Origin of the sequence: Desulforhabdus sp. TSK (assembly GCF_022836495.1) — a bacterium.
In the GTDB taxonomy this organism is placed as follows: domain Bacteria; phylum Desulfobacterota; class Syntrophobacteria; order Syntrophobacterales; family Syntrophobacteraceae; genus Desulforhabdus.
The window spans coordinates 20,840-36,473 of sequence record NZ_BQXM01000047.1 but is presented as its reverse complement, the minus strand read 5'-3'; the positions used below and the strand labels follow the sequence as shown (position 1 = coordinate 36,473).

Sequence of the window (15,634 nt, the reverse complement as noted above, 5' to 3'; positions counted from 1 at the left end):
CTTCTGTTGCAGGCCCCCTCACCCCAGCCCTCTCCCCCAAAATGGGGGCGAAGGAGCCTGAACGTCCCGTTGTAGTACGGGACCACGGGCTGCTGGATCAGGCGCTGAGGAGACGAAGCTTTTCCGAGTTACCGCCTTTGCGCCGCTTGTCTCCCAAGGATTCCCAAACGCCCTCCCCTCTGGGAATGACGGGAAGAATGGGCCTGTTTCCCCACAGGCGGGGACGCAGCCACCCCTTCGTGTACACCAGGTCTTCGGGAGCGGGAACCTGTCCGTCACGATCCAATGAGACGGGAAGGATATTCAGACGCCGCAACTCGGATACTCTGACCCTCTCCGGCACATCGCGCAGTTTCCCGAACTCGATGAATCTGCCGCTCCATCCGTGAGCCGTCAAGCCAACCGCTGCGGCAGCCCCGATGATGCCGTCATGAGTTCCACCATGGCCAGAAAGGTGCACAGTGCGTGTGGCTTCGAGTGCGTCCTTCTGAGTCATGACCTGGCTCGTACATTTCTGACTGAAATCGATCAAGCGAGGTAGCGCGGGATCTCCCTCACAGGTAACGCAAAGCCCGGGTCCCCACCAGAGCGTGGCGTTCAAGATGGCGAGCCGCCCGTGAGATCAGGTCGTCAAGAAAATCAAGCTCGGCCAATTCCACCACCACGCATGCACTGCTGTTGTGCGAAGTATAAGGGATCTTTTCGTGAACCAGAAGTTGCTGGCGTACTACTCCCCACACGCGGCTTCCCTCGGGCAATTCCTTTTGAAACCACCGTGCCAATTTGCCTGTTCCACGATCCGAATCCAGGCAGTCCGTGTCATCGAAGCCAACGTAAGCGCGTATCACAACTCTAAAAACCGAAATTTTGAAGCCTCAATGAAATTTGTATCCTATCACAATTGGCATAACAGGTCGGGACCCTAACATCATACATGGACGGATTCAAGCAAAACGATGGAGGGAGTCGGGTGAAGCCCGACCCAGGGGAAGTCGTCCTTCATAAAACTTGCGGGATCAGGTGGAGGATAATTTATCCGTATCCCCAGCGACCAGAAGCGGTCGTTGGGGACACTTGTCAGCCGAATATCATGATATTTTTTTTACGGTTACGAAATGCTCCTGCATGGCCACGCCCCCCCCTGCCGGGTCCCAAAGCTCCAGGCCCCCATGCATGAAGTTGTTGTCAAGGATGCCCTTGCCAAAGGCTCGACTCTCCACTGGCAGGGTGTGCCCAAATCCATGAACCATGAAAACGGCTTCGGGATGGATGAATTCGGTGAGCTTCACCTTGATCCGGCCCGTATGACCGCTGCTTGAAACCTCCACTTCTTCACCGTCCTGCAACCGCATCGCCTCTCCCACATCCTTGTTGAGCCAGAGGACGTTTTCGGGCATCTCCTCATAGAGGTATGGATTGTTCACGGTGTGCCCCTGGGTGTGTACGGGGCATCGCCCAAACGTGATGCGGAACCTGCCATCCTGGGGGCGAGCCGGGGATTCGTATGGCTTCAGCGACGGCAAACCCGCCTTCTCCAGCCTCTCCGAGAGGATATCGATCTTTCCTGACGCAGTTTTGAACTTGAGCTCGTTGACTTTTCGATAACGGGGCTTTTCGGCCAGGGGTACCATGCCGGTGGATTCGAAATCCTTCATGGTGACCCCGGTGCCTTCCAGCTGATAGTTCCAGATCTCTTCGATGGAATTGAAGCTCAAAGGCTCCACATGGAGACGTTTGGCCAGCCCGCAGAGGATCTCCCAGTCGGCCCGCGTGTCGAAGCGCGGTTTGAGGGCTCTGTGGCGCACGAAGAAATAAGGGCTGAGCCCGTTCTTGCACGCCAGAATGCTTTCCCTTTCAAGGTAGGGAGACAGAGGCAGCACGACATCCGAAAACCAAGCCGTATCGGACCAGCTGAAGGTTACCGAGACCAGCAGGTCGAGCTTGTCCAGGATTTTTTTCAAGGCCTCCGGATCGGGAAAGCCCATCAACGGATCATGTCGGTACGCAATGTAAGCCTTCAGCGGGTAGGGATCTTCGGTCTCCATGGCCTTGAACGCCAAATGCAGAAGCCCGGGACCCGTATCGAAGTGGGGATATTTCCATCCGGCGCCGTCCGCCCTCTTGTCTTCAGGTTTTGGGAAAAGATCCACCAACTTCCTGAGCCCCTTGCGCCCGACATCCTCCGGCTTGTTGGCGAGGGGAAGTCCTCCCTTGGCCCCGATGGCCCCAAGGAGGGCATTGATGAGGTAGATGGATCGGCACACATAGAAGGAATCGCGGTACCTCGCCGTCATCCAGCCGGGATGCCAGATGACGCTCGGCTTCGCCTTGGCGAGCTCCCGTACAAAGGCAATGATTTCCTGTGCGGGAACCCCGGTTTCCTTTTCGGCCCAGTCGGGGGTGTAAGGCTCCACGAAACGGTAAAGGTCGTTCAGGTCATTGATCCAAAGCCTTGCAAAATCTGCGTCGTAGAGCTTTTCGGACATTAAGACGTGGATGATGGCCAGGTTGAAGGCATAGTCCGTGCCGGGGCGAACCATGAAAAAACGGTCCGCTTTGCAGGAAGTGGTATTCGCTCGAATGTCGATGACCGTGAGCTTACAGCCATTCGCCATTGCTTCAGCCAGGTCGTTGACCTCTTTCACGTTGATGGATTCAAATATATTCCTGGTCTGGAGCACCACGTGACGGGCATTTTTCAAGTCATAGACAAGGTCTTTGCGGCCAAACCCGAAAACGGAGAGGGCAGCATGCTGAACATTGCGCGCACAGCTCGCATCATGGTTGCAGTAGTTGGGAGATCCCAGCCCGCGCATGAAAGACATGTGCAGGTCTCGAAACGGACCGCCGCGGTCGGAGAAGAGGACGCTCCGCCCGCCATGTGCATCCATGACGCTTTTCATGCGCTCCGCAACGTAGTCGAGCGCCTCCTCCCAGGAGGCCTCCCTCCATTGCCCCTCTCCCCTCTTACCCGTTCTAATGAGGGGAACCTGGGGTCGCTCGTCATCATTGATGAGACCGAGGCCCGCGCTCCCCCTGGCGCAAATTGCCCCTTTGATGCCCGATGCATGAGGATTCCCCTGGAGGAAAGTGCAGACCCCATCCTCCACCTCGGCCTGAATAGGACAACGAACGGTGCACATCCCACAGACACTGAATATTTGTTGCTTTGCCATTTCATGACTCCCGAATCTTTAATATGCTTCAAACGGCTCAGAGACGAGCTTTTCCGTCATAAGCTCCCCTACAGCGGCTCAATCGTCATACTGCCTGGCATAGGCTGCATCATCGTAGAGCCCTTGGCCATACTGCTCTTTTCCGTAGTTGCGGATAATCTTCTGGCCTTCCTCGGAAGCGACAAAATCGATGAAAGCGGCGGCCCATTGGGCTCCAGGAGTGGCTCCAGCGGGCTGGCAAAGGGCATGGTAGGTGTTCACCAGGAATTTGTCCCCCTTGAAGAGGATCTTCAGGTTGGGCACATTTTTCTTTTCAGCCACCCACGTGCTGCTGTCCGTCATGAAATAGCCCTTCTCTTCATTGGCTCTCTTCAGGGTGGCTGTCATGAAGTCCTTGGTGACAATATACCAATCGCCGGAGGGCGTGATCCCTGCTTGCTGCCAGACGTCCATCTCTTTCTTGTGAGTGCCGGAGTTGTCTCCCCGTGAAAAGAATTTCGCCTTGGCATTGGCAATGCGCAGGTAAGCATCGGCTGCGCTCTTGGCCTCGGAGATCTTTGCGGGATCATCGGCAGGCCCAACGATGAAGAATTCATTGGAGCCAATGAGAGCTCTCTTGATGGCCCAGCCCTCTTCTACGGCTTTCTTCTCCGCGGCTGGTGCATGGACCATGATCATATCGACGGTTTTGTCTTTCAGTGCCTTGAGGGATTCGCCGGAGCCGGCTTTTTTCCAGAGGAGCTTCGTGTTCGTTTTGGGCGTGAATCCATCGGCCAGCGCTTTGAGCAAACCCAATTCACCCGGGCTTCCCGTTGCCATGGAGAAGGCATGGGCTCCACTACCATAGACTCCGTCGTATTCTCCCTGAGCGCATGCCATGGAACAAACCGCCAGCAACATAGAACCTGCCAGAACGATCACACGCCACCGCATCGTATCTCCTCCTCTTCTTTTCATGCCGTCCAGATGATTTTGAGCTTCCCCACCGGGCGGAAAATTGTAAACTCTCAACATTATTTATACCTTGTCTCGCCCAATGAAATACTCAAAAGAAACACTTTTGTCTACCCCCAAATGGAAGCCACAGCGTGGCGACACTGGATGGAGGCTCTTCCGGATTGAAGACCGGCTGCTTCAACCCGTCGCTCTTATTGCTTTGACAGCTTGCAGAGCATTCGCTATGTATTGTGCCAAAAACGACACAGGAAGAAAAGCCAAACCCATCGCGAGATGGGGACGGAAAGCCACGGGTCTCCTGCCGAGACAGCCGGGTTGCCTCCAAGTCCAATCTTTCCTCGCGTGTTGATTTCCCCTGAAGAATTCGATATGCAGGAAAATACATAATTGGCGTCCAAACCTTCGGACGGCATTGTCTGTTTTGAATCGTCGAAGCAAACTGGAAGCGTTTGCCTCTGCATTCATTCACAGGAATGAGGAGCGGGTAATTTGAACGTCCTGGTTGACGGGTTGCTCGAAGCCCTGAGGCTGCTGGTTCGGGGAGATCCTGAAGTCCTCGGCATCACCCTCCGCACCTTGCAGGTCTCCGGTGTGGCCACGTGTATCAGCGTGGCGATAGGGATTCCTTCGGGTACCGTATTGGCGTTGACTCAGTTTTGGGGACGCGGGCTCATGGTGAGCCTCGTGAACTTTGCCATGGGGCTTCCCCCCGTGGTGGTGGGCCTGGCAACCTGGCTGATGCTGGCCCGGTACGGCCCCCTCGGAATATTGGGAATACTCTATTCACCCACGGCCATGATCATTGCCCAAACCGTCATTGCATCCCCCATCGTGACGGGCTTCACTCTGGCGGCCATCCAGTCCGTCAATCCCAAGCTCCGGCTGCAGATGCTTTCCCTGGGGGCCAACCGGCTGCAATACCTCTGGCTGCTGCTCCGGGAAGCACGCCTGGGAATCCTGGCGGCGGTGATCGCAGGCTTTGGGGGTGTCGTCAGCGAGGTGGGAGCATCCATGATGGTGGGTGGGAATGTGCGGGGCTATACACGGGTCCTCACTACCGCCACGGTCATGGAGGTCTCCAAGGGAAGCTTTCAACTGGCCACGGCCCTCAGCATCATCCTCCTGTTTCTCTCCTTTATAATAGCCACAGGCCTCAGTTATCTTCAGCAGCGGGGGAAATGAGCCATGGATCCGATGCTGACAGCCCGTGACATCTCCTGCGTCCAGGCGAATCGGGAAATCTTCCGGATTGATCACTTCGCCCTCATGCGCGGAGAAGTCCTGGCCATGGTGGGACCGAACGGCGCCGGCAAGACCAGTCTCCTCCTGACGCTGGCCCTGGTTCATCCGGCGGCGGCAGGAACCATCGTCTTCGACGGCGAGACGGCACACAAAGGCAATCTGCTCCAGCTTCGGCGGCGCATGGCCGTTGTTTTTCAGGAGTCCCTGCTGTTCAACATGAGCGTTCAGGAAAATCTGATGGTCGCTCTGCGCATCCGCGGCGTCTCCCGCAAAGACGCATCGTATCGGACCGAAAAATGGTTGAAACGCTTCGGGATCGCTCATCTGGCGCGCCAGTCCGCCAGGAGTCTTTCGGGCGGCGAAGCCCAGCGCACCAGCCTCGCTCGAGCCTTTGCGCTGGAGCCCGACCTGCTCTTCCTGGACGAGCCCTTTGCCGCCCTGGATTATCCCACCCGCAACATGCTCTTGAAGGAACTGGGACAGCTCCTCAAAGACATGAAAATGACCACCTTTTTTGTAACGCACGATTATTCCGAAATTCCCTATCTTGCGCAACGTACGGCGGTGCTCTACGACGGTCGGATCGTCAAATGCGGGACCAATGCGGAAATCTTTGGACAGGAAAATCTGGAGCGCAGGGCCTGGGTGCCCTGGGAGTAGGCCGAAAGCGCGTCATTTCCTCCTGAGCACGAAGACCTTCTTCACTGGGGTCACCCCCATCACTTCCACGGCTGTCGCCAGTTGTTCCGGCCTCGCGTCCAGTGCCTCCCACGAATCCAAAATCAGGCTTTCCCCGTCTTTGGTCACGACCATGGGGACCGTTTTCCTGGAGGGCTTCTTCCCCTCAAAAACGATGTTGGACGGATCCTCCGGGCGTACGAGCTTGCACTCGACGGAAAAAGCATCGAGCACCTGGTAGAGGTTTGAAACCGTGTAATCCTCCGGATCGAAGGGTTTGAGCTTCCCCTCATCCATGACATAAACGTTTTCCATGCTTTCGGTGGTGGTGGCGGGGGAAACGTCCGCCGCACTCCCGGATTCGGTCTCGGTCGACTGGCGAAGGGAATTCTCGGCGGACACCACACTTTCCTTGCGCTTCATGACATAACACTCCTTGTATCTTCCAGATTTGAGCAATATTTCCAATGCATTGCCCGCTCCGCCCTCTCCGTCCCTCCGGGCGTAACAATCATCCCGGCATAACAGGCACTTGAATGCAGGAATGCGGCGTTCTTCCCTCTTGCACCAAACAAACTCAGACATGCAGAACAGCTTTCCATTTCATGTGCGACCTCGTCCCGGGGTCAACGCTTCGCCCAAAGACTTTCTGGACCCAGGTTTCACCGGGGTGATGTTACGTCAACAACATTGCCACCTGGGAACATCGCTCTGGGGCCTTTTGCTTCGGTGAGCCGGGAGTATGCCACAGCGGCGGGCAGGAGGCAACCGCGCCGGGTTTCCTTCCCAGCTTTCGGACTCGGGTGGATGAAAGCCGCACTCTACGGTCTTCTGCTCCCTGGCGTCCCAACCGGCTGCACCTCCCTGGCGGGTAGTGGAAGTGTATACGATTTCTTATGCGGATGACTTCGCAGGGGGCAATCTGTATAATGACGTTGTACTGCCGCAGGCGGATTCAACGGTTGATGAGAAAGCGACGCTCCGGTGCAAAGAGCGGGGAGCCAACAGTCGACCATGACGGAGGAAAACATGCCCGATCTCAGAGAGCAACAGATCGTAGAAGAATTTCAGCGTCGCCGACAGGTGCTTTTGAAAAATTTCGTCCTCGCCATGATTCTCATTGCCCTGGGCTTGGTTCTCCGGCAGGTCGTGGACAGTTTTCCCGATCTCCTGGGCATCCCTGTGAAAACCTGGCGGGCCCTTTCCATTGGGCAGCTCATGGCCGGGGTGGTTTTCGCCGTGAAGGGATTCCGCCAGTTCAAATGCCCCGTCTGCAATGAAATTCCCCGGGGTCATGACAAATATTACCTGGGGGCCACCGTCAACCCTGACAAGTGCCCCCATTGCGGCACGCGGCTCTCTTAGGACCTCAAATAGGCGCTTGCCTGCCCATGGATGGTTGGACTGACCTCCGGGGAAACCCTTTCCACAATCCTTTCAAGCGTCGGGATGACTTTTTCCCTCAGCTCAGGTTTGAGTTTTCGAACGTGCTGGAATGTGTTCAGGAGCCGGCTCGTGGTGGTGGCGTTGATGGGCGCGAGGGCGATGACCGTGTCTCCGATCCAGCGGATGCCTTCGTCCGTCCAGACCTTGCGCGTATTGACGGCCATGGGGAGAAAGAGCGCACGGCACCACGTGGGCTGCGTGATGTCGAAGCTGGGGCGTTCCTTTTCCCGGGCAATCATGGCGAACACGTCGTCCTGTGTGCCGCTCGAAATGACGCGGAGATAGTTGGCGTACCCGCTGAGATGCGTGTGCCAGGATCCGTAGACCTCCTCCAGCACTGCATGGCGCCGGGGAGATGCGCTCCGATTGAGGGCCAGGAGAGCCGCTACGCGGTCCGTGGCCGTCGTCGCCGCCGCCAGGTGGTCCAGAATCAGCTGATGACTTTCCGGGCTGTCGTCCATGACAATGAGGTCCAGGAGCACCTGCTTCAACAGGCGATCCTCGATGCCGTCCTTGGGCGATCCCCCCCGTTTATAGGTGTCGAGCTCTCGAAAGTTTTCCAGGAGCTGGTCCCGGTATCTCTCATTGACGGCACGCATGAGCCGGTCACGGGCCACGACCAGTTCGGGGTACCAGACGGAGTAGCCGCGATCCATGGGCTGCTCATCGATACGCAGAAAATAGGCCTTTAGAGCGGAAGGGAGACTCCGGTCCCCGATGATATTCCCGTACAGCTCCAGCCAATCCGCATCGATGGGCGCGTCGGGATGGAGCAGAAGCCTCACCCGCTGCTGATCGGTGAGTTGGCGCATGGCATCCACGCGGTTGTACGGGTTGGGATCGAGTCGTGTCTGGAGGGCGAGGGTTTCTCTAGTGGCGTCTGCCTGGCTGAAGGTTCCGTAAAAAGAATAATCACGGTTCATGGAAGCGAATGCCGGGCGTCGGGGAACATTTTCCAGTACCAGCTCCGATTCCGCGTCTTTCAATTGGAACACGCACGCCGTCCCGGGCACGTCATCCCCCGCTTCGTCCACAAGCGCCAGAACCAGTGGGAGGTGGAATGGTGACTGCCCCTCCGCCAGGTCCTGCCGGAAACCGATGCGGAATTTCCTTGCAGCGGGGTCGAAATGGGTTGTGGCGGTGACCTTGGGGTAGCCGATGGTGTAGAGCCACTGTCTTTTGAACTGTTCCAGGGAGCAACCCGCCGCCTCCTCAAAGCAGGCAAAGAACTGGTCCGTCGTGGCGTTGCCGTGGCGGTAACGCGAAAAATAAAGTCGTTTTCCCGCCTTGAAATGGTCGGCGCCAATGACCAGGCGCAGCATGCGAATGACCTCGGCCGCCTTCACATAGGTGACGCCGTCGATGAGCTCGTCGGGGTCGTTGAAGCCTTCCCGGACGATGCGACCCACATGGCCCCCGTCTTCCATGGCGAGGGGACCCAGGAGAGGGTTCCGGATGCTCTCCACCTGCTGCAGGCGCACAAAGGATGAATCAAAAATGTCTGCCATGAACTGCCGTTCCACGTCTACGGTGTAGGCCTCGTTGAGCCACACGTCGAAGGGAGTGTCCATGGTGGTTTCGCTCCCGCACTGATTGTGCTCGAATTCGTGCACAATGACCGCATGGGCATAAAGGAGCGACGTGTCCAGGGTGTGCTCGTCGATGAGGGCCGCATCCGTCACGATGGTTGTGTTGCCGACGTTTTCCATCCCCCCGAAGTTGGACTTGTTCATACAGATGGTCCGGTAAGTATCTCCCGTGTATTCGTAATCCTGTGCTCGAGCGATCCACAGGATGGATTCCTTCAGGATTTCCATGGGAATGCGCGCGCCGTCCACCTTGCCGGGGGGCACGAGGTATTCCAGGCGCACACTGCGCCCGGATTCATAGATCACACGGTCCACCAGGCTGTCCCAGGTGCCTGCGCAGGCCAGAAAAAGATAGGGCGCCATGGGAATGGGGTTTTCATAGGTGATGACCTGGCGCGTGGGATCGCCGGGCTTGAGCACCGGTTTGCCGTCGGGATTGGAGCTGCGGCTGATGTTCCCGTTGCTGATGAGATGCGTATAACGGGCATCGGCTTCCAGGGTGGTCGTCATGGTGCACTTGGCCCTGCAGTCGTCGAAAATGGGCATGATGCGCTGAAAGCCCCACTGCTGGCACTGGGACATATACTGCTGGGGGGCTCCCGGCGGGGTGGCATCCTTATAGATCCCTTCCAGGATGTGGTCTGAGGGCACACACTCCGTGAGGGTCCGCACCCGGAATCTTTCACCGGCCCGCACCCGCCGCGGCAGAGTGACAACGAGCCTGTTCCGTTCCGTTTCGTATCGAAAGTCCAGGGCAACACCCTCTCCTTCCGCGTCGTCTTTCTCATCGCACCATTCCACCCGGAGGATTGTCAGGTCTCGGGCATCCAGTTCGATAGAATCCAGGTCGTGACGAGCCGTCATCTCCAGACAATTGCTCGCCTCGACGCGCTCGTCAATGAAATTGAGCCGGATTGTCAGGTGGTGCAGGTCGATGGACAGTTCACCAAAATCTTCACGCCGATATTTGTACGGTTGTTTTTCCGCGCTCACACTGTTTCCTTTCCGTTCTTCATCTGCTCGATCAGGTACAAAACATTTGACTCCCTGTCTTTTGTAGGAGCGGCATCCTGCCGCGACGGTTGGGGGTCGCGGCAGGATGCCGCTCCTACACTGATGAGGCTTTCAATCTTCAGGATGTATAAGAATAACGGTCATGAACTCGTTTGTGTTCACCCCCGTCAATAAAATCCCCCCTGCCCCCCTTTGATAAAGGGGGGGAAAACGCGACTCTTCCCCCTTTATCAAAGGGGGATTGAGGGGGATTTTCACGGTAAATAACACCCTTCCCAAGACCGTGCCGTCAGCCTCCAAATCCCAGGCCTCCCTGCCACTGCTGCAGGTCCATTTTAATTCGAGGACTTCCACTGCTGCAATCGACTTTCATGTTCACTGCTCCAGTGACATCCCGCAGAGCCATGACCTGCCTCCCATCCTGCTGGCCCAAAATGGTTCCGGCTTCTACGCGCAGCCTGGGCAAGGGGAATTCGGTGCAGGGAGACGCATCCCGGGGGGCCGTCTTTCCGGTGCCGGCGGACGGTGTGGCGGGTCGCTTCTCCGGAACAGGGATTCGCCATCCTTGGAGAAGATCTTTTTCCAGATAGAGGATCGGCCTGTAAAGCTCAATCTCCAGAGGCACGATATAAGGCCATCGACGCGAAAGACGGTACTCGATGAGTGCACGGGGACAACGGAGCACTTCCCTCCCCGAAGCCAGCACCTGCAGGTCTGCCAGGCGGAGGGGGGAAAAGGGCCACATGCGGCAGGAGCCCAATTGTAGCGAATATCCGGTGCGTCGTTCCAATTGCCCGGCAAAGCGGCTGACCCCCATTTTCTGGATGAAAGGAAGATGCAGTGCCGCGGTCAGCGCCAAGCCCAACAGGAATAAAGCCAGGACCAACCCGGTAAGAGCCCGAATGGCGCGCCGAAGGCTGCCACCCTCGGGTTCGGCCACTCTCTTTTCATTCGACAAGGGAAAACTCCTTTGGGGTTTGACAGTGAACTGGAAGAATGCCCGCATAGGCCCGGCGGGGTCGTCAATGTTGTTGCCTTAACGTCACCCCGGTGAAAACCGGGGTCCAGAAAGCCTTTATTTTCCTGGATTCCGGCTTTCGCCGGAATGACGAAAGTGGGTAAATCAACGGCATTGAGCCGGGTCGTCAGGGAGCATTATGAGAAAAAAGGGATGACAAATCAACCGACAATCAGATGACACGGAGATCTGAACCGGGTATTCTTGACCGGATGGTTCTTGTTGAGTATACAGGGGCAAACCAACATTTTCCCGTTAAGGTGCTTCCATGATCGAGTTCCAAGGAGTGCACAAGTGGTTTAAGACGCTTCACGTCCTCAATGATATCAACCTCACCGTCCGGCGTGGCGAGGTGGTGGTGGTGTGTGGCCCTTCCGGTTCCGGAAAATCGACTCTCATCCGCACTATCAATCAACTGGAGCCCATCGATCGCGGCAGACTCATCGTCGACGGGAAGGATCTATCGGATCCCGGGACGGACATCAACAAGCTGCGCGCCGAAGTGGGCTTTGTCTTCCAGCAGTTCAACCTCTACCCGCACCTCAGCGTCCTGGGCAATGTGAGCCTGGCTCCCATGAAAATCAGGAAAATCAGCAAAAAGGAAGCGGAAGATCAGGCCATGGCCATTCTGGAGCGCGTGGGCATGGAGGAGAAGCGAAAGGATTACCCGTCCCAGCTTTCAGGCGGCCAGCAGCAGCGGGTGGCCATCGCACGCGCCCTGGCCATGAAGCCCAGGATCATGCTCTTCGACGAGCCCACATCGGCCCTGGATCCCGAAATGATCGGCGAGGTCCTCATGGTCATGAAAAACCTGGCCGTGGAGGGAATGACCATGGTGGTGGTGACCCATGAAATGGGATTTGCAAGGGAAGTCTCCCACCGGGTGGTGTTCATCGACAACGGAATTATCCTGGAAGAGGCGGATCCCGATGCGTTTTTCGTCCATCCGAAGCACGAGAGAACCCAGCAGTTCCTGAAGCAGGTCCTGTCACCGATGCATTGAGCGCATCGCAGGGGCGCCAGGCAGGAAACAGCGATCCATCCTTCCTCTCCACTGGTGATTCCCAGGGGAGATCAGTCATGCCGGAGCTTTTCTTCCAGGCGCCGCGTCAGGTAAGACAAAGGATAGGTGATGCATAGATAGAGCACCGCCAGGGGCAGGTAGGCCTCGAAGGTCTTATAGGTCGTCGCGTTGATGATCTCTGAGGCCTTGGTGAGCTCTCTGACGGAAATGACCGAGAGCAGGGACGAGTCTTTGACGACGGACACGAACTGCCCCGTGACGGGAGGGATGATGCGCCGCAGGGCCTGGGGAAAGACAATATAGCGCATGGTCTGCCAATGGTTCAGCCCCGTGGAGTTGGCTGCTTCCAACTGGCCCTTGTCGATGGATTCAATTCCCGCCCGGACCATCTCCGTGATGTATGCGCCCGAAAAGAAGGCCAGGGTGATCATGCCGATGATCAGGGGATTGTCGAAATGGACGACAGTCGCCACGCAAAAATAGAAGATGTAAATCTGCACGAGGAGAGGGGTTCCCCTGAAGAGCTCCACATAAAGGGTGACGACTTCCCGGGCGATAATGTTCCGGGAAACCTTCGCCAATCCCCCCACGATCCCCAGCATGAGCCCCAGTGAGGTGGCCCCGATGGAAATGGCGACGGTGTGGTAAAAGCCCTGGATGAAGAGGGCCCTGTATTCCCAGGGGACGCGCCAGTTCCAGGGATAGTCGATTTGAAGAAAAAGAAAAACGAGGCCTGCCGCCGCTCCGAGGACGGCAAGCACTCGTACTGTAATCCTGTATTCCGTCTCCATGTTAAAGGGTCATGGAGCCTGTTTGAGAAGATCGCTGAAATATTTCTTGTAGAGCTCGTCGTAGCGCCCGTCCCTTTTGATGATTTCCAGATACATGTTGAGCCAGGTCAGAAAATCGAAGTCCCCTTTGCGCAGGGCGATGGCAAAGGGTTCATAGGTGAAGGGCTTTAAAATGGCCCGAGTGCTCTCGGGATTTTCCTTGTGGTGCTTGCTGATGGACAACTGGTCATAGAGAAAAGCATCCGCACGTCCCGTCACCACTTCCCGCACACAGGCCGTTTCATCCTTGTAGCGGTTGATTTGAGCCTTGGAAAGCATTTGCGTGGCAATGATATCCCCCGTGGTGCCCAGCTTGACGGCGACGACACGCCCCTCCGCATTGAGCTCCTTCACGTCTTTGATGTCCGGTGCCTTTTTCTTGCTGAGCAGCAGGCACAGGCCCGTCTCGAAGTAGGGATCGGTGAAGGTCACCGTCTTTGCCCGGGTAAGGGTACGCGTCATACCCGAGATGATCATGTCCACCTTGCCCCCCTGAAGGGCCGGGATGAGTCCGTTGAACTCCATATCCTTGATTTCTATTTCCACTCCCAGTTCCTTGGCTGCAAGTCTGGCGATATCCACATCGAATCCCACCGGCTCGCCCTTTTCATTGGCATATTCAAAGGGAAAAAATTCAACTTCCATGCCCACAATCAGCTTGTTCCGCTTGATGATTTCATTGAGGGTGCTCGCTTCGAAGATCTCGAAAGTGGTCAATGCGTGAGAAAATCCCGGGAGTGCACTCAAAACAAGGGCCAGTGAAAAAACGATCAAAATGGTTCGCCGCATTCGTCCGCTCCTTTTGTAAGGTTTGACAGATATTACAACCGCAATGCACCGGCTTTCTCACCCGCGGATTGCGACGCCTTGCGAGCGGCTGCGGTGACAGGCTGCCGTTCAGTGACGACTGAGTGTGCCGTGCAGATAGATACCCGTTGAAAAGCCGACTGCAGGGAGTGTCGATCAATCTCTCTCACATGGATCGGCATGATACCAGAAGGTATTCTCTAATAAAACCTTAATTGATCGATTCCTTGGGCAGGCCCCGCATTTTATCCTTTAGTAGACACCTGCATTATGAATATTATCTTAGTGAAGAGTTGATTTGCTTGATTCAATCGGCTCAGCCCTTTATGATTCCAGACCTGAGAGGGGCTTTTCGGCGCCGGGGAATAGAACCATTGGGAAGGCGCAGAGGTCAAGTTCAGCGTTCAACGTAAACCTTCTTATCGAAAGAGGACATAGAATGGACCGACAGATTTATTATCAAAAAGAACGTGCCATTGAGATTCAAACAGGCTTCGTGCAGCGCGTCTATAACTGGATGGGCCTCGGATTGGCGACCACGGCGGTTGCCTCCGTGTTTACCGCTTCCAGTCCGGTTATGATGCAGATGATTTTTGGCAATCCCCTGATATTTTTTGGACTCATCATCGCTGAACTGGGATTGGTGATGGCGCTGAGTGCCGCACTCGGCCGTTTGAAAGCGTCAACGGCCACCATGATGTTTTTCGTCTATGCGGCACTCAACGGGGTAACCCTCTCGGCGGTCTTTCTTGCCTACACTCAGGCATCCATCGCCAACACCTTTTTCATTACGGCCGGAACCTTTGGGGCTATGAGCCTCTACGGGCACGCGACAAAAAAGGACCTCACCTCGTGGAGCAGTTTTCTCACCATGGGGCTGATCGGGATCATCATCGCCTCCCTGGTAAACCTTTTTTTCCAGAGTGAGGCCATCTACTGGGTGATCACCTACGCGGGAATCATCGTCTTCGTGGGATTGACCGCTTATGATGCGCAGCAGATCAAGGCCATGGCACTCCAGGGTTTCGGAGACGAAGAAATGGCGAGGAAGGGAGCTGTCATCGGGGCACTTCGGCTTTATCTGGACTTTATAAACCTTTTTCTCATGCTGTTGCGGCTCTTTGGGCGTCGGGAATAGCACGCCGCCGTCGGCAGGAGAAGCGTAAAAACCTTGTCAGGAGGAAGATTGCTTTCCCCTGAACCAAGGCTTTCAAGAAAGCGAGCACGGTCCCAAGCATAACGGGACTGAAAAGGGAGAACGATATGAAAAGATCACTATCCGTCGTGCCTTTGCTCTTTGCACTGGTGCTGGTGTTTTCCGCCACAGGTTTGTATGCTCAGTCATCGGGAGACAAAGCGGACAAAAAGGCGCCCGCGGCCAAGACGGCCGTGGAAGAGGGTGGATATCATCATGGCCCTATGGGTGCCGGGCCCGGCAAAATGGGCAGTGAGGAGCATCGCAAGTGGATGGAAGAGCGCCGCAAGGAAATGATGGCCAAACATGATGAAGCCGTTGCCGCCATGAAGGCAATGGATGACGCTCTGGATGCTAAAATTGCCGCCATGAAAGCCGCCAAGGGCGATGAAAAAGTAGCTGCCATGGAGGCTGTCCTGGAGCTCATGACCACCCAGCGCAAGGAAATGCGGGCCAAGATGGCCGAAATGCAGCATATGGGCATGTGCTGCATGATGAGGGGTGGTGGGAAAATGATGCATGGGGGCATGAAAGGCATGGGGGGCAAAGGGTTTATGTGTCCCATGATGTCCAATTGCCCCATGATGGGGGAAAAGGGGCAAACACCGCAGCCCGAAGCGGGTGCCGAAAAACCCAAGAACTAACCCGCTGTCTGCCC

15 protein-coding genes and 1 riboswitch are annotated in these 15,634 nt (G+C 56.2%); of the genes, 6 read left to right on the top strand and 9 right to left on the bottom strand.

Features of this window, described 5'->3' with window-relative positions; all coding sequences use genetic code 11:
* Nucleotides 1-97: 97 nt before the first annotated feature.
* The 4 genes from MWC30_RS19895 to MWC30_RS19880 all read right to left on the bottom strand — a co-directional run bounded on the left by MWC30_RS19895 (nt 98) and on the right by MWC30_RS19880 (nt 4,055).
* A complete protein-coding gene (locus MWC30_RS19895; protein ID WP_244085954.1) occupies nt 98-496 on the bottom strand; it encodes a hypothetical protein in 399 nt (132 codons plus the stop codon).
* A 58-nt stretch (nt 497-554) separates the two neighbouring features.
* Nucleotides 555-782 (bottom strand): hypothetical protein, encoded by a 228-nt coding sequence (locus MWC30_RS19890; protein WP_244085953.1) that lies wholly within the window; start codon nt 780-782, stop codon nt 555-557.
* 306 nt (nt 783-1,088) lie between these two features.
* Nucleotides 1,089-3,176: a molybdopterin-dependent oxidoreductase gene (locus MWC30_RS19885; RefSeq protein WP_269467796.1), complete on the bottom strand. Its 2,088-nt coding sequence runs from the start codon at nt 3,174-3,176 to the stop codon at nt 1,089-1,091.
* 78 nt (nt 3,177-3,254) lie between these two features.
* Nucleotides 3,255-4,055, bottom strand: coding sequence for a substrate-binding domain-containing protein (locus MWC30_RS19880; RefSeq protein ID WP_368860903.1), 801 nt, complete (start codon nt 4,053-4,055; stop codon nt 3,255-3,257).
* Between the two features lie 324 nt (nt 4,056-4,379).
* Nucleotides 4,380-4,456: riboswitch (cyclic di-GMP riboswitch) on the top strand.
* 166 nt (nt 4,457-4,622) lie between these two features.
* On the opposite strand from MWC30_RS19880, the gene MWC30_RS19875 reads away from it, so the two are divergent.
* Both MWC30_RS19875 and MWC30_RS19870 read left to right on the top strand, forming a co-directional pair.
* Nucleotides 4,623-5,315: an ABC transporter permease gene (locus tag MWC30_RS19875; RefSeq protein WP_244085951.1), complete on the top strand. Its 693-nt coding sequence runs from the start codon at nt 4,623-4,625 to the stop codon at nt 5,313-5,315.
* A 3-nt stretch (nt 5,316-5,318) separates the two neighbouring features.
* The gene (locus MWC30_RS19870; RefSeq protein WP_244085950.1) at nt 5,319-6,035 is read left to right on the top strand and encodes an ABC transporter ATP-binding protein; all 717 of its coding nucleotides are present in this window, start codon (nt 5,319-5,321) and stop codon (nt 6,033-6,035) included.
* A gap of 12 nt (nt 6,036-6,047) precedes the next feature.
* Here MWC30_RS19870 and MWC30_RS19865 read toward each other — a convergent pair whose 3' ends face one another.
* Nucleotides 6,048-6,476, bottom strand: coding sequence for a hypothetical protein (locus MWC30_RS19865; protein ID WP_244085949.1), 429 nt, complete (start codon nt 6,474-6,476; stop codon nt 6,048-6,050).
* 606 nt (nt 6,477-7,082) lie between these two features.
* Here MWC30_RS19865 and MWC30_RS19860 point away from each other — a divergent pair.
* Nucleotides 7,083-7,418 carry a hypothetical protein gene (locus tag MWC30_RS19860; protein WP_244085948.1) on the top strand — a complete coding sequence of 112 codons (336 nt, stop codon included), beginning with the start codon at nt 7,083-7,085 and terminating at the stop codon, nt 7,416-7,418.
* Here MWC30_RS19860 and MWC30_RS19855 read toward each other — a convergent pair.
* Nucleotides 7,415-10,081, bottom strand: coding sequence for a M1 family metallopeptidase (locus MWC30_RS19855; protein WP_244085947.1), 2,667 nt, complete (start codon nt 10,079-10,081; stop codon nt 7,415-7,417). The two genes, MWC30_RS19860 and MWC30_RS19855, sit on opposite strands and share 4 nt — an antisense overlap.
* 310 nt (nt 10,082-10,391) lie before the next feature.
* Entirely contained in the window at nt 10,392-11,060 is a 669-nt protein-coding gene (locus MWC30_RS19850) for a hypothetical protein (protein ID WP_244085946.1), read from the bottom strand.
* A gap of 328 nt (nt 11,061-11,388) precedes the next feature.
* On the opposite strand from MWC30_RS19850, the gene MWC30_RS19845 reads away from it, so the two are divergent.
* The gene (locus tag MWC30_RS19845; protein WP_244085945.1) at nt 11,389-12,123 is read left to right on the top strand and encodes an amino acid ABC transporter ATP-binding protein; all 735 of its coding nucleotides are present in this window, start codon (nt 11,389-11,391) and stop codon (nt 12,121-12,123) included.
* A gap of 71 nt (nt 12,124-12,194) precedes the next feature.
* Here the strand turns inward: MWC30_RS19845 and MWC30_RS19840 are convergent, their stop codons facing one another.
* Both MWC30_RS19840 and MWC30_RS19835 read right to left on the bottom strand, forming a co-directional pair.
* Nucleotides 12,195-12,935 carry an amino acid ABC transporter permease gene (locus MWC30_RS19840; protein ID WP_244085944.1) on the bottom strand — a complete coding sequence of 247 codons (741 nt, stop codon included), beginning with the start codon at nt 12,933-12,935 and terminating at the stop codon, nt 12,195-12,197.
* A gap of 9 nt (nt 12,936-12,944) precedes the next feature.
* The gene (locus MWC30_RS19835) at nt 12,945-13,763 is read right to left on the bottom strand and encodes a transporter substrate-binding domain-containing protein (protein ID WP_244085943.1); all 819 of its coding nucleotides are present in this window, start codon (nt 13,761-13,763) and stop codon (nt 12,945-12,947) included.
* Between the two features lie 457 nt (nt 13,764-14,220).
* On the opposite strand from MWC30_RS19835, the gene MWC30_RS19830 reads away from it, so the two are divergent.
* Together MWC30_RS19830 and MWC30_RS19825 are read left to right on the top strand one after the other, a co-directional pair.
* The gene (locus MWC30_RS19830) at nt 14,221-14,919 is read left to right on the top strand and encodes a Bax inhibitor-1/YccA family protein (RefSeq protein ID WP_244085942.1); all 699 of its coding nucleotides are present in this window, start codon (nt 14,221-14,223) and stop codon (nt 14,917-14,919) included.
* A 125-nt stretch (nt 14,920-15,044) separates the two neighbouring features.
* On the top strand, nt 15,045-15,620 hold the full coding sequence (locus MWC30_RS19825; RefSeq protein ID WP_244085941.1) for a hypothetical protein: 576 nt from the start codon (nt 15,045-15,047) through the stop codon (nt 15,618-15,620).
* Nucleotides 15,621-15,634 lie beyond the last annotated feature (14 nt).

Excerpts from the sequence above, each read along its gene's own strand:
- MWC30_RS19825 (WP_244085941.1), top strand. The coding sequence starts at position 15,045 with ATGAAAAGATCACTATCCGTCGTGCCTTTGCTCTTTGCACTGGTGCTG.
- MWC30_RS19835 (WP_244085943.1), bottom strand. The coding sequence starts at position 13,763 with ATGCGGCGAACCATTTTGATCGTTTTTTCACTGGCCCTTGTTTTGAGT.
- MWC30_RS19870 (WP_244085950.1), top strand. The coding sequence starts at position 5,319 with ATGGATCCGATGCTGACAGCCCGTGACATCTCCTGCGTCCAGGCGAAT.
- MWC30_RS19845 (WP_244085945.1), top strand. The coding sequence starts at position 11,389 with ATGATCGAGTTCCAAGGAGTGCACAAGTGGTTTAAGACGCTTCACGTC.
- MWC30_RS19830 (WP_244085942.1), top strand. The coding sequence starts at position 14,221 with ATGGACCGACAGATTTATTATCAAAAAGAACGTGCCATTGAGATTCAA.
- MWC30_RS19885 (WP_269467796.1), bottom strand. The coding sequence starts at position 3,176 with ATGGCAAAGCAACAAATATTCAGTGTCTGTGGGATGTGCACCGTTCGT.
- MWC30_RS19860 (WP_244085948.1), top strand. The coding sequence starts at position 7,083 with ATGCCCGATCTCAGAGAGCAACAGATCGTAGAAGAATTTCAGCGTCGC.
- MWC30_RS19865 (WP_244085949.1), bottom strand. The coding sequence starts at position 6,476 with ATGAAGCGCAAGGAAAGTGTGGTGTCCGCCGAGAATTCCCTTCGCCAG.
- MWC30_RS19880 (WP_368860903.1), bottom strand. The coding sequence starts at position 4,055 with ATGGCATGCGCTCAGGGAGAATACGACGGAGTCTATGGTAGTGGAGCC.
- MWC30_RS19895 (WP_244085954.1), bottom strand. The coding sequence starts at position 496 with ATGACTCAGAAGGACGCACTCGAAGCCACACGCACTGTGCACCTTTCT.
- MWC30_RS19840 (WP_244085944.1), bottom strand. The coding sequence starts at position 12,935 with ATGGAGACGGAATACAGGATTACAGTACGAGTGCTTGCCGTCCTCGGA.